This window comes from Hymenobacter sp., assembly GCF_035709525.1.
Lineage (GTDB): Bacteria > Bacteroidota > Bacteroidia > Cytophagales > Hymenobacteraceae > Hymenobacter.
This window is the reverse complement of record NZ_DASTEP010000243.1, coordinates 22,058-34,921: the sequence shown is the minus strand read 5'-3', so window position 1 is coordinate 34,921 and position 12,864 is coordinate 22,058. Positions and strand designations below refer to the sequence as shown.

The following is a 12,864-nucleotide window of genomic DNA, read 5'->3' as shown; positions in this document are numbered from 1 at the left end:
AGTTATTTACTTAAGGCAACCTGCCACTTCCAGGCGCTGGCCAGCGAGTCGCGCAGCGAAGTTTCGGTCTTAAAGCCCAGCACCTCAGCGGCCTTGGTGGCATCGGCGTAGATGGCGGGCACGTCGCCGGCGCGGCGCGGGCCGATGCTGTAGTTCAGCTTTTGGCCGCTGGCTTCCTCAAAGGCTTTCACTACCTCCAGCACCGTGTTGCCGTGGCCGGTGCCAACGTTGAAGGTTTCGACTACGTCGCTGGCTTTGCGGTCGAGCAGGCGCTGCACGGCTACTACGTGGGCCTTGGCTAGGTCCACCACGTGGATGTAGTCGCGCACATTGGTGCCGTCGGGCGTGTCGTAGTCGTCGCCGAAGATGGTGAGCTTGTCGCGCAGCCCAGCCGCCGTTTGCGTGATGAACGGCACCAGGTTGTTGGGCACGCCCAGCGGCAACTCGCCAATCTTGGCCGACTCGTGCGCCCCGATGGGGTTGAAGTAGCGTAGCAGGATGGTGTGCGTCGTGTTATCAGCGGCTTTGGAAGCGTCGTGCACGATGTCTTCGCACATTTGCTTGGTGCGGCCGTAGGGCGAGTTGGCGGGCTTGGTGGGGGTAGCCTCGGTCACGGGTAGCTGGTCGGGCACGCCGTACACGGTGCACGACGACGAGAAAACCAGGTTCTCAACGCCCTCATCCTTCATTACTTGCAGCAGCGTGATGAGCGAGCCCACGTTGTTGTGGAAGTAAGCCAGCGGCTTCTGCACTGACTCGCCCACTGCTTTGTAAGCCGCGAAGTGGATGACGCCTTTGATGTCGCCTTCCTTGCGGAATACCTCGTGCAGCGCCTCGGCATTGCCGCAGTCGATGCGGTAGCACGGCACGTCGCGGCCCAGAATGTCGCGCAGGCCAGCGAGCACCGTCGTTTCCGAGTTGGCGAAGTTGTCAACGATAATCGGCTCGAAGCCCGCCTGGGCCAGCTCCACCACCGCGTGCGAGCCAATGTAGCCGGCACCGCCGGTAACGAGAATCTTAGTCATAGTTAGTGCTTAGTTGATAGTGCTTAGTGCTTAGGCGTTGATGTCCAGTAGCTAAGCACTAGGCACCAATAACTGAGCACTAACTTACAAGCTCCAGTAGTGCAGCTCGTGCATGGGCTGGTGGCGGTAGAGGCCTTTGATGTCGACCAGCACCGCATTATCAGCCGTGATGGACTGAAAATACGCCTCGTCTCTGTCCATGTAAGGCTGGTGGCTCACGGCCACAATCACGGCGTCGTAGTCCTGGCGCACCTTTTCGGGGGGCGTGAGGCGGAAGCCGTACTCGTGCAGCAGCTCGTCGGAGCTGGCGTGCGGGTCCACGATGTCCACGTTCACCGAGAAGTTCTTAAGCTCCTGAATCACGTCGGCCACCTTCGAGTTGCGGATGTCCTCCACGTTTTCCTTGAAGGTCGCGCCCATCACCAGCACGCGGCTTTTGGCTACGTCCTTGCCGCGCTTTATCATCATCTGCACCGTTTTGCGGGCGATGTAGGCGCCCATATTGTCGTTGGTGGTGCGGCCCGAAAGGATGACTTTGGCGTCGTAGCCCAGCTCTTTTGCCTTGTACGTCAGGTAGTAGGGGTCCACGCCGATGCAGTGGCCGCCCACCAGGCCGGGGCTGAACTTGAGGAAGTTCCACTTGGTGCCGGCCGCCTCCAGCACCTCGTAGGTGTTGATGCTCATGCGGTCGAAAATCATCGACAGCTCGTTCATCAGGGCGATGTTCACGTCGCGCTGGGTGTTCTCGATAATCTTGGCGGCCTCGGCCACCCGGATGCTGCTGGCGCGGTGCACGCCGGCATCCACCACCAGCTCATACACTTTGGCGATGGTGTCGAGGCTTTCGACGTCGCAGCCGCTCACCACCTTCACGATGCGGCGCAGCGTGTGCTCCTTGTCGCCGGGGTTGATGCGCTCGGGCGAGTAGCCCACCTTAAAGTCGCCGTTGGCGAAGCTGAGGCCCGAGAGCCGCTCCATCACCGGAATGCAGTCTTCCTCGGTGCAGCCAGGGTACACGGTGCTCTCAAAGACTACGTAATCACCCTTTTTCAGCACCTTGCCTACCGACGACGACGCGCCGAGCAGCGGCTTGAGATCGGGCTGAGCGTGCTCGTCGATGGGCGTGGGCACGGCCACGATGAAGAACTGCGCCTCGCGCAGCACGTCGAGTGAGTCGGTAAACGTGATGTCGGTGCCCTCAAACGCCGAGCTATCGAGCTCGCCGCTGGGGTCCTGGTGGTTGCGCATCATCTCCACGCGCCCGGCGTTGATGTCGAAGCCGATAACCGAGAGTTGCTTGGCAAATTCGAGGGCGATGGGCAGGCCCACGTAGCCGAGGCCGATGACGGCCAGCTTGGCTTCTTTGCGGAGTAGTTCGTTGTACACGCTTAATTGAATTGAGTAATTATTAATTAAAAGTCAGGGTTTGGCGAAATGACTATCAGCCGAATAATCCTCCGAATACACTGTATTAGTGGCATGGTCTAGCTCATACGCGTCGCCAGTAGCCGGGCAGCGGGCAAAGCCGCTTTGGTCGAAGCGCAATTTCTCGCCGTGGGCGCTCAGCCAGCCGTGCTGCCGGGCGGGGTTGCCATACACGAGCGCAAAAGCAGGCACGTCTCTGGTCACCACGCTGCCCGCGCCCACGAAGGCGTAGCGCCCCAGCCGCACCCCGCACACGATGGTGGCATTAGCCCCGATGCTGACGCCGCGCTCTAGGTGCGTGGGCTGGTAGTGAGCCGCACCCCGGCGCGGCACCGCGCTGCGCGGGTTGCGCACGTTGGTAAACACCACCGAGGGGCCCAGAAACACGTCGTCTTCGCACACCACGCCGCTGTAGAGGCTCACGTTATTTTGCACTTTCACGTTGTGGCCCAGCGTCACACCGTCGGCCACGAACACGTTTTGGCCCAGCGAGCAGTTTTCGCCCAGCACCGCGCCCGCCGCCAGGTGGCAAAAGTGCCAGATGCGGCTGCCTGCGCCCACGCGGCAGCCCGCGTCGAGCACGGCAGTAGGGTGGGCGTAGAAAACGGAAACGGCGTCGGCCACGGGTGCGAGGAGAGGTGCGCGGGCGCAAAGGTAACAGGGCGAGCGGGGTTGAGGGCGCAGCAGCCCGCCGCGGCCGCGCCCCAATGCCGGGCTACTTGCCCGCCGCCGTTGGTTGCATAATTCCTACTTCCCAGCTTTCGTTGGTGAAGATTACTGCCCGGTGCTGCTGCTCGTTGTCGGGATACTCGTTGCGGCGCGATAAGTAGCCGTAGGCGTGCCCGGGCGTAAGCTCTTCGTTGGCAAAAACGTACCGGCCAAACCGCCTGACGTCGTACACGTTATCGGTGTTGCGGGCTTTCATCTCGCGCTGGAAATCGGCCGGCGGGTACCGCAGGTAAAACAGCGTGTACAGGTACGGCAGCGGCATGTTGTTCGTGATGCGTACCTGGTCGACCCCCCACAAATGCTCCACGGCCCCGAACGCCTCGTCCAGGCCCGCGTTGAAATCGTTTTTGATGGGGCCATTGGCGTAGCCGTAGACGTAGGTATCCATGGCCCAGCCGCCCTCTAGCAGCAGCCAAAGCACGGCCACCGCTCGCACCACCTGCCGCGGCACGGTGGGGCCAAAGCTGTCGATGGTGCGGGCCGCGCCCCAGGCCGCCAGTACGATGCACGGCAAGAAGAAGTGATTGAACCGGTTGACGTTCAAATCAAACGAGAAAAACAAAACGAACGAGGCCAGGCCCCAGGCTACGAACAGGGCTAGCACGATGAAACCCGGCGACAGCGCCGGCCGGCCGCGCCGCCGGGCCAGCTGCCAGCCCCCGATGAGCAGTGCTACCACCGCAAACGGCAGCGTCTGGCTGAGCAAGAGCCGGAAACCCTGGAGCAGGTTGTAGGAAGAGCCGTCGTTGAAGCTGGCCAGCAAGAAGTTCCAGTTGTTGAAGAAGGTCTGCGACCAGCTGGCCGACGACACCTGGCTGGAGCGGGTGACCAGCAGCATGGGCGTCGAGAAAAAGAGCGAGTCGGTCCAGGCCAGGTTGTGGCCCAGCACGTAATTCTCGATAAAAAACAGGAAAAAAGGCGTACCGACCACCACAAACAGCGCCCCCGCCAGCAGCCAGCTTCCCAGCCGCGCGCGCCACGGCCGCAAGCCCAGCAGCAGCAGCACCAGCACAAAAAAGGCCGGCAGCACCAGCACCGTGGTGCCGTAGGAGTACAGCGCCAGCGCAAACGGCAGTAGGCTCGAAATAATCCAGCGCCGCCGCTGCGTGAGCAGCGCCCGCGACAGCGTGGTGCAGCCCAGCAGCATAAAGCAAGGCGCCAGGTTGCAGTCGAGGCCCCAGCGCGAGAGCATAAAGTGCCAGGGTGCCACCGCCAGCAGCAGCGTGCCCAGCAGTGCCGGGTAGCGCCCCAGCGGGCGCAGGCAATAAGCCAGTAGCGGCAGCGAAAGCACGCTCAGCACCAGCATGGCCACGCGGGCCGAGCCGATGCTCAAGCCAAATACCTTGACGATGGGCACCGTGAGGTAGGCTAGCAGCACGCTCTGGCCACTGCCCCAACTCGTGAAGTAGGCGGGCCAGGCATCGCCCCAGCGGTCGAGCCCGGTTTCGGCCAGCGCAAAGGCTTCGTAGGCGCTGGCAGCCTCATCCTGGTTGAAGCCGGGCGGAATGTGGGGAAAGTGCGCTACCCGCACCCACACGCCCAATGCTAGCACCAAGGGCAGTAAAATTGCGTAGTAAGCAGTAGGTTTTTTGGCGGCGATACGGGCTAGCATTAGGAAAGAGAATGGAGCTAAAGCTGAGTACACCTGTGGTTTGAAGCCATACTGCTAGTTTTATACAAAAGTCTTACTAGCGTCACAACGTATCGTATTAATTGGAATAGAGCCGTGAAAAGGTTTTTGTTAATTGTGTTTGCGTTGACGTTGGTAGCATTCACGGCCAATGCACAGGGTATACTCAGTAAAGCAAATTGGGTGCTGGTGAGCAGGGAGGAGTTTGATACTTCACTGGCAGATTTAAAAACAAGATGGACCATCGCTAACGGGCCGCCAGCTGATTCGGTAGTTAATTATTTTACGCCTTATGCAGATGAAAAAAACGTTTTAATTATGGACGGCTGTCTATACTTCCTTACGCAAAAACTAAAAAAGCCAATTATAAATCCTGATAATCGGCAGGTCTATTATTATTCCAGTGGCGATATGCAGAGTAAATTTGACGAGCTACCTGCATGTAAGAGCCGTAACGATGCAGGCTATTTATATGGTATGTTTGAGATAAGATGCAAACTGCCAAGAAAAGCCGGTCAATATACCGCTTATTGGCTTCACAGTATAACTAGCCCTGCGCAAGAAATAGATGTATTTGAACAGAATGGTCGGTTTCCTGACTATTTCTTCTCAACGGTGCATTACGGCTCGGAAGCGGAAAAGCGTGAGGAAGGCGATAATTACTACTACTCAGCTAATCTAAGTGATGATTTTCATACGTGGACGGTCGTCTGGACTCCCACTCAAATTACTTGGTTTTTCGATAATGAGGAGTTGAGAACCGATACTATTGCTGCGCACGTACCGGGGGCTAATTCTCCTAATATGGTGGAGCGCTGTAGCTACATGAAAATGATGCATCAGACGGGTTCTGGCTTGAATTATCCAGATAAAGACGAGGTTGTATTTGAGCCGTTTGTAGTAGATTATATCAGGATATATAAACCCGTAGGTTATGTTCCTTATGCTGGTTATTTAAACCCAGAATACGATTGTTGGTATGATAGAATCAAGCAGCTCTATAGAAATACACCTTATATGTGAGTTGATGTCTTTTTAGAGAGGTGCGTTCTTGTTTGGTAATTTGTGTGCTAATTAATAGTAGTTAGTTTGAAGATAAAATTAGGTGTTTACAGCGTACTATCTTTTGAATTAGGTAACTCGATAGAGGTAGCTTTAATTTTTTGTCGAAGTGGTGATAGATGGTAAATTTTGAATAAGACTATTGCAACAGTGAGTGCGAAAAGTAGCGCAATAAACCAAGGTTGAAAGAGAAGCACGTTATAATTGAATAGCTGGAGGTAACGCAGAATATTTTCTAGGTTGAGAAAATAAGCGCAGGATGCTAGAATATAAGGTAAGTAATCTCGCTGCATAAATCCGTAAGCCGCCAGAAACAGAATAGCAGCATGCCAGTACCGCTCATGCATCTGCGTGTTGAAAAAAGTAAAAAGCAGTGGTATACTGCCACTGCTGAGCAGTACTAGTGCTATATTGGGAGAACCAACTGAACGCACACGCACAGACCGCCAAGCTGCCAGTAGTAGCGGGAGCAAGGCTATTGCCGAAGAAGCACAAAATAATAGCAAACCCCAACTACGATAGGTGAGCCCATTAAAGGGAAGTGTATCGGCCTCGCTTTCTAATAGAGCTTTAGGCAGTAGCAGGTGCCAGACGTTATAGGCACCCATCGAAACCTTGGGGTATAGCTCAGCGGCCTTGATATTGAGTTCAATAATACGCGGCAAGTAGCTTTCCCATGACCACCAGATAAATGGAGCCAATAGTAATACGGCAAGTGTGATGCCCGCAGCTATAGCCCCCACCAACTGGCGTGGGCGGTGCCACCACTGCGGTATCCACAGCAATAGGAGCGGTGGTAAAAAAATGATGGCCTGTATTTTAGCCGCCAGTGCTAGCACAAAGCACATGAGGCTGGCTATCGGCCGCTGCTGCTGTGCTAGTACGAGGGCTCCAAAAGCAAAGAAGGTGTAAATACTGTCGACCTGAATCCAGATTAGCGTATTATATAAGTATCCGATGTTGAGTAGTAATAATAGCGCCAGGCCAAAGCGCCGAGTGCGGTCGGGTGCAAGAGAAGCCGCCCAAAAAGCGCCCGCAAAATCGAAGACCAGCGTGAATGCCTTAAGCCAGTGGCGGTAGTGCACCAGCTTCTCGACGCTGCCAGTAAGCTTGCCGTACAGCCACAGAATGTAATGGTAGAGCGGATTGTAATTATTGTCAGCTACTTGGTACACATTGCCTAGCCCGTGCTCAAAAATGTGCGTAGCCCATCGCACCCAGAAGCCCATGTCATACTCATAACCAGCTTGAGGTACGGCCAACAACAGCAGCAAAAACAGTAGCAGCGCGTAGCCTAACTGGCGGCGGAGCGAAATAATACCCATGCGGTAAAGTACTAAAAAGTAGCAAGTGCAGCCAAAGGCTTACTATCAACGGGGTAGCAACAGGAGCGTTTGGCAAGGAAAATCCTGGTGCAGCTCCATGATTTTGAAGGCCGAGTCGAGTGGTACCCGGTAGGCCGGGTCGCATACCACTACCACGCGGCCGGCACCTATGGGAGCATTTCGCACATCGCGATTATTGGTCATAGTCAAATGCCGCCCATGTTGGTCTTCAAATTGTATTTTGTAGTACTGCAATACTGGGTATACTCCTCCCTCAGTTAAAATTGAGATATCAGACAACCCAGCCTCTTCTTTGGAGATTTTATCGACGTACCGGCCTAAGTGGCCATCAGGGCCTTGCCCAAAGTCACTATGGCGCTCTTCTACCAGTTGGTGAGTAATAGTATAGTAACCACCGTAAAATAGAGAAACGAACAAAGCTCCTTGCAAAAACCAGCCTTTTAAGCGGCCGACTTTCGGTAAATACAGCGTACCCAAGTCCTGATATAATAGGCTCATACCCAGGCCTACTACCAGAGCCAGCGCCGGGTAGATAGGGGCATCGTACCATGCCAGCTTGCTCTGGGCGGTGCTGATGACGGCGAGCCACCCTGCTATAAACAAAGCGAGTAGCGCGCCTGCCCAGCGCACCCGGGCTGCTGGCTGCAGCCAGCACAAGAGCAGAGCAGGGATAACTGCCCACAGCCATTGCGTGAAAAGGCTTTCGGCTAGGTTATTCAGGTAATAAGTCCAGGAAGAGCTATGCCCCTCTATTACGGTTAGAAAACGCCCACCTGCGTCATTGGCTCGCATAGCTTGTATATAGCCAGGGTCTAGGCGCTCGCGCAGAATGAGATAGCCACCTGCCAGCACCAGCCAGCTACCGGCTGCCACGTAGGTGCTGGGCTGCCGAAGCAGCCATCCCAGCTTGCCCCGTATCAGCGCATATGCCGCTAGCCCGGGTAGCCCCAGCAACCCCGCCGGGCCTTTGGTAAAGGTGGCGGCGATGAGGGCGATGGCGGCCCAAGTGAGGTGGCGGCGCTGGCCAGTTTCCAGATACTCGAAAAAAGTAGTCCAGAGCACTACCTGCCAGCAAGTGAGCAAGGCATCATAATCTGCGGTGCGTGCCACGTGCAGCCGCACGTAGCCGGTGCAGGTAACGAGTAGTATGCCCGCAAAAAAACCTGCTAGTGGGCGGCCCAATGAATTGGCCGCAAACCGAAATAGCAGGAAGATAGTAGTGAGGGTGGCCACCAAGGTAGGCAGCCGCAATGCCCAGGTAGAGTAGCCGAAGGCCTTGAACGACAAGGCCTCCAGCCAGATAAGTAAAGGCGGCTTCGTGTTCCAGTGGTCTGGGCTTCCATCAAAATGCGGTACTAGCCAGTGGCCATCGCGAGCCATTTCAGCAGCATTCACAGCTAAGCGCGATTCATCCCATAGCTGGACGGGATTGCGGCCTAACTCATAGTATAGGGGAAACGCGGCCAGCACTAGCAGCGCTAGCAATTGGTTGTTGGGCCGGGACAGCCACTGCTGTAGGCCAGCGAACCAAGACACAGGGTAGGCGAGGGATTTGATAACGAGAAGGGTAGCGTGTAAAAGAAGCGCAGCACAAGTACAAATACAAGTATTCGAGTGGAGCCATAATGCCAGTAGGACAACTGCCCGCCTTGCTCTTATAGTCTTACCCTTATAGTGAAGAGATACTACTAGCCCTGTCGCTAAGGCAAATATAGGGGCTGACCTTGTAGCCTATGAAGGGCTCCGGCCTGCTACCAGAAAGCTTGGTGGGGCTGAGCCCAAGGCAACTAGTGGCCGGCACAGTGCCAAAAATAAGGTCCATAATGATAGGCCTTGTATTACCTTCGCACGGTTTTGAACTGCACCTTACTAAGTAACGTCCCTGCTCTTTTTTTAAGTAAATGAAAAAGCTTTTTTTAGCGCTGCCTCTGGTAGCACTAGCTGCCTGCGGAGGTAAAGACTCTACCTCTTCTGACAAAGATGTGCTCATGACTGCCGATATCGACGGCATGATAGGGTGGATGCCTGACCCAAGCGTGCTACCCAAAGGCGAAGCCCACTCGGGGAGCTACAGCCTGCGAGTTGATAAAAGCCATGAGTTCAGCCCAGGATACACCGCTATTCTGGGGCAGTTGAGCTCGACCCGGCTACGGGGCATCAAGCTGGAAGCATGGGTGTACGCCACGGATAAAAACTCGGCCGCTAAACTGGAGTTTGCGGTGCGGGACGTTGCGGGTGGCAAGGAGATATTCCGCGACCAAACGGTACTGAACCAAGTAAAAGACTATGGCAAGTGGGAACTGGTGAGCAAAGAGATTATGCTGCCGCCCGCTGCCAACTACCTCTCGCAGATAGTTATCTACGTATCGCGGGCCGAGGCTACCTCGCCGGCTTACGTTGATGATATTAAGCTGATTGCCATTCGCTAAAACGGTCTACTCGTTGGGCTTGCGGCCCGCGTGGCTGGCGCGGCAAGCCCAACGAGTAGTGCTGAGGGGCTTCCCTTTTGAATGTATGAGAAAACTTATTGGAATAGGGGGAATGGCCCTGCTTGGGGCGTGCCAGGCAAGTTCAACGGCCGGGACAGAAATAGATGCCCATACAATCACCTTCAACAACTTTGAGGCGGGCGGGGGCTGGAGCAACGATGCCATCCGCAACGACCCCAAACTGCTGGAAAAAGGCCGGGCGCACTCGGGGCAGTATGCCATTAAGGTGGATAAGGACCACGAGTTCAGCTTGACGTTTGACATGGAGCTAGGCCAGATTCAAACGCATAAATTTAAAACCGTGCACCTGGATGCCTGGGCCTTCCTGCCCAGCGAAAAAGCCACGGGGATTGTCGGGCTGCAAATAATGGAGCACGGTACCAACAAGCAGGTGTATGGCGATGGGTTGAAACTCGGCGAAGTGGTGAAGACTTACAACGAGTGGGTGCCGGTGAGCAAGGACTTTACGCTGCCGGATAATATTACCTTGAACCAGCACTTACGCCTGTCGCTGTGGCGAGCCAATGCCAGTGACTTGGTGCTCCTGGATGACGTGAAGCTGAGCATTAAAAACTAGGTGGCCGGCGCGGTAGTAGGCGGCCACCAGCGATGCGCTACCGAGAAAAGCTGATTGTGCAATTAAGTATTGGTTTATGCGGGAGCGCCTACTGACTGGTTTTCTAGTGTTGTTCATAGGGCTGGACTTGGCGCTTACCTTTTGGCATAACTACAATCTCCCGCTCGATGGTGACCTGGCGGCTATCGTGCTGCCCGCCCCCTGGTACGCGCCGGTGCTGCACGACCCTTTTGGGTGGGCGGTGCTGGCCAAGCACGAAACGTATGCCGCTACCAACCGCTTTTTTGCGCACGCCGAAATGGGCCTTTACTGGAAAGTAATGCCCCGGCTGCTGCAAAAGGTGATTGACCCCATTAGCAGCTTATACCTGGCCAGCGCGCTTTTTACGACGCTTACGCAGGCGGGCCTCCTCTTTTTGCTGGCCAAATACATAGAGCTGGCCGTAGCAGCGCCGCGCAGGCACATCTGGTTGATAATGGCACTTTTAGTGCCTTTTTTTCAAACGGCAACCGGCGGTTACGAGCAAATGGGCATCACGGACCGGGCGGCTACCTACACGTTTTTTTACGCGGTGGCCATGCTGCTGGTGCTGGTGCTGCTGTGGCCCTTCTACCAGGCGGCGCAGCAGCAGCGGCCTTTGCGGCTACCGTTGTGGCGAAGCGCGCTGCTGGTAGCCCTGATGGTAGTGGTTTCCTTTAATGGCCCCGTCGCCACGGCTACCATTGCCGTGTGGCTGCTGGGTATTGGGGTGCATTGGGCCTGGGGGCAGTGGCAGCGCTGGCAGGCCAGTCGGCAGGTTTCCTTTCTAGCAAGCAGTTGGCTATCTGGGCAGGCGCTGCTGCTGCTGGGCATTTTGGCTGGCCTGAGCCTGTACTCGCTGTATGTGGGCCGCTACAACGTCGAAAACTCGCACACGCACACGCTGCCGCAGCTTTACAAACTGCTGGCGGAGGGCAGTGTCAAATACCTCACATACCAAGCCGCGCTGCCTGCGCTGCTCCTGCTGCTGCTGTTCAATTTCGGGCTGATTCGGCTGGTTGCCGAGCCTTCGCCCGCCCGGCAGCGGGTGCTGGCTACGTTGGGGTGGATAGCGCTGTTCATAGTCGCTTACGTGGCGTTGCTGCCGTTTGGCGGGTACCGTTCCTATCGGCCATACTTGCTGCGCAATGACTCGGTGTTGCCAGCGGTGCTGGGGATTGTGTTCGCCTACGGGCTGTCAGCGTACTTTTTGCTAGCGCAGCTGCGGGGGATAGGGCAGCGCAGCTACTTGCTGCTGGTCTGCCTGGTTGGGGGCGCGTTTCTGGTGGCCGATGCCTCCCAGCCTGACGAAAGCACTAACGGCTGCCAGCGCTGGAGCCTCGACCAGCTAGCGCGCGCGCCAGAGCCGGTGGTAGAACTGGCTCCCTATTGCGACGTTTTGAGCTGGGGGCCCATTCGCAATGCGCCCGACTCAGAGTTTCAAGCCCAACTGCTGGAATACTGGCACATCACGCCCACCAAAAAGCTGTACTACCAGAAATAAGTACTGCCCTACTTGCCCAGCAGCCCGTACTTCACGATGCAGTAAATAGCCCGAAAGCCGTCGCGCCAGCCTATTTTTTTGCCTTCGGCGTAGGTGCGGCCGTAGTAGCTGATGCCTACTTCGTAGATGCGCACGCCGGGCACGCGGGCCACCTTGGCCGTGACCTCGGGCTCGAAGCCGAAACGCTTTTCTTCCAGCACCAGACCCTGAATGATGTCGCGCCGAAACAGCTTGTAGCACGTTTCCATGTCGGTCAGGTTTAGGTCGGTCACCATGTTCGACAGGAAGGTGAGCACCGCGTTGCCGATGCTGTGCCAGAAAAACAGGATGCGGTGCGGCTTGCCACCCATAAACCGGGAGCCAAATACTACATCGGCAAACCCCTTTAGAATGGGCTGAAGTAGTGCATTGTATTCCTCCGGGTCATACTCTAAATCAGCATCTTGGATAATTACATAGTCGCCAGTGGCTTCTCGTATGCCGGTATGCAGGGCAGCCCCTTTGCCTTGGTTGACGGAGTGCTCCAATAGGCGCAAATGCAGCTCGGGAGAGCGGGCGGCGTAGGCCCGAATCACGTCGGCCGAATTATCGGTGGAGCAATCATTAACTAAGATTATCTCCTTCTGAATGCCCTGCACTAGTTCTAAGTCGCGCAACAGGTCCAGAATCTGATGAATGGTGCGGGCCTCGTTGTAGACGGGAACAACGATGGAGAGCGTAGTGATTTTGACCAATGCAGAAACCAGAAGGTTGATAATTGACGGCGGCGGTGAGTACGCTCTTACTAACGAATGTCCAAAACTAGAAAGCAATTAGCATAAAACTGACCTCTGTGGAAAAACCGTGAAATTGGCAGGGTGGCAAAAGTTTGCTCGGTCAGCTTCCCTACCTTTGAGGTAGGTAAAATAAAGGAGGGTGCATTTTAAGAAAGCTATTTGACAAGCTTTCACTAGCCGTTATTGCCACCCGATTTCTTCCATTTGCCGATGCGGCTAGCAGGCGTAAAGTAGCGCTAGCTAGCGCATTGGCCTGACGTACTTTTATGAAGTCGCGTGCCAT

11 protein-coding genes are annotated in these 12,864 nt (G+C 55.7%); 4 read left to right on the top strand and 7 right to left on the bottom strand.

Features of this window, described 5'->3' with window-relative positions; genetic code table 11:
• Window positions 1-2 precede the first annotated feature (2 nt).
• The 4 genes from galE to VFO93_RS21870 all read right to left on the bottom strand — a co-directional run bounded on the left by galE (window position 3) and on the right by VFO93_RS21870 (window position 4,791).
• A complete protein-coding gene (gene galE / locus VFO93_RS21885) occupies window positions 3-1,025 on the bottom strand; it encodes a UDP-glucose 4-epimerase GalE (protein ID WP_325136511.1) in 1,023 nt (340 codons plus the stop codon).
• Window positions 1,026-1,109: 84 nt separating this feature from the next.
• Window positions 1,110-2,411 carry a nucleotide sugar dehydrogenase gene (locus VFO93_RS21880; protein ID WP_325136510.1) on the bottom strand — a complete coding sequence of 434 codons (1,302 nt, stop codon included), beginning with the start codon at window positions 2,409-2,411 and terminating at the stop codon, window positions 1,110-1,112.
• A gap of 33 nt (window positions 2,412-2,444) precedes the next feature.
• Window positions 2,445-3,074, bottom strand: coding sequence for an acyltransferase (locus VFO93_RS21875; RefSeq protein ID WP_325136509.1), 630 nt, complete (start codon window positions 3,072-3,074; stop codon window positions 2,445-2,447).
• Between the two features lie 91 nt (window positions 3,075-3,165).
• Window positions 3,166-4,791 carry an ArnT family glycosyltransferase gene (locus VFO93_RS21870; protein WP_325136508.1) on the bottom strand — a complete coding sequence of 542 codons (1,626 nt, stop codon included), beginning with the start codon at window positions 4,789-4,791 and terminating at the stop codon, window positions 3,166-3,168.
• 135 nt (window positions 4,792-4,926) lie between these two features.
• On the opposite strand from VFO93_RS21870, the gene VFO93_RS21865 reads away from it, so the two are divergent.
• Window positions 4,927-5,832: a glycoside hydrolase family 16 protein gene (locus tag VFO93_RS21865; protein ID WP_325136507.1), complete on the top strand. Its 906-nt coding sequence runs from the start codon at window positions 4,927-4,929 to the stop codon at window positions 5,830-5,832.
• An 86-nt stretch (window positions 5,833-5,918) separates the two neighbouring features.
• Here the strand turns inward: VFO93_RS21865 and VFO93_RS21860 are convergent, their stop codons facing one another.
• Both VFO93_RS21860 and VFO93_RS21855 read right to left on the bottom strand, forming a co-directional pair.
• Window positions 5,919-7,196, bottom strand: a complete 1,278-nt coding sequence (locus tag VFO93_RS21860; RefSeq protein WP_325136506.1) for a hypothetical protein — start codon at window positions 7,194-7,196, stop codon at window positions 5,919-5,921.
• A gap of 45 nt (window positions 7,197-7,241) precedes the next feature.
• The gene (locus VFO93_RS21855) at window positions 7,242-8,753 is read right to left on the bottom strand and encodes an ArnT family glycosyltransferase (RefSeq protein WP_325136505.1); all 1,512 of its coding nucleotides are present in this window, start codon (window positions 8,751-8,753) and stop codon (window positions 7,242-7,244) included.
• A 365-nt stretch (window positions 8,754-9,118) separates the two neighbouring features.
• Between VFO93_RS21855 and VFO93_RS21850 the strand changes: the two genes are divergently transcribed.
• From VFO93_RS21850 to VFO93_RS21840, 3 genes are all read left to right on the top strand, one after another.
• Window positions 9,119-9,646 (top strand): hypothetical protein, encoded by a 528-nt coding sequence (locus VFO93_RS21850; RefSeq protein WP_325136504.1) that lies wholly within the window; start codon window positions 9,119-9,121, stop codon window positions 9,644-9,646.
• An 85-nt stretch (window positions 9,647-9,731) separates the two neighbouring features.
• Complete coding sequence (locus VFO93_RS21845; protein ID WP_325136503.1) at window positions 9,732-10,283, top strand: hypothetical protein; 552 nt, start codon at window positions 9,732-9,734, stop codon at window positions 10,281-10,283.
• Window positions 10,284-10,410: 127 nt separating this feature from the next.
• Complete coding sequence (locus tag VFO93_RS21840) at window positions 10,411-11,805, top strand: hypothetical protein (protein ID WP_325136502.1); 1,395 nt, start codon at window positions 10,411-10,413, stop codon at window positions 11,803-11,805.
• Between the two features lie 8 nt (window positions 11,806-11,813).
• Here the strand turns inward: VFO93_RS21840 and VFO93_RS21835 are convergent, their stop codons facing one another.
• Window positions 11,814-12,539: a glycosyltransferase family 2 protein gene (locus VFO93_RS21835; protein ID WP_325136501.1), complete on the bottom strand. Its 726-nt coding sequence runs from the start codon at window positions 12,537-12,539 to the stop codon at window positions 11,814-11,816.
• Between the last annotated feature and the right edge of the window lie 325 nt (window positions 12,540-12,864).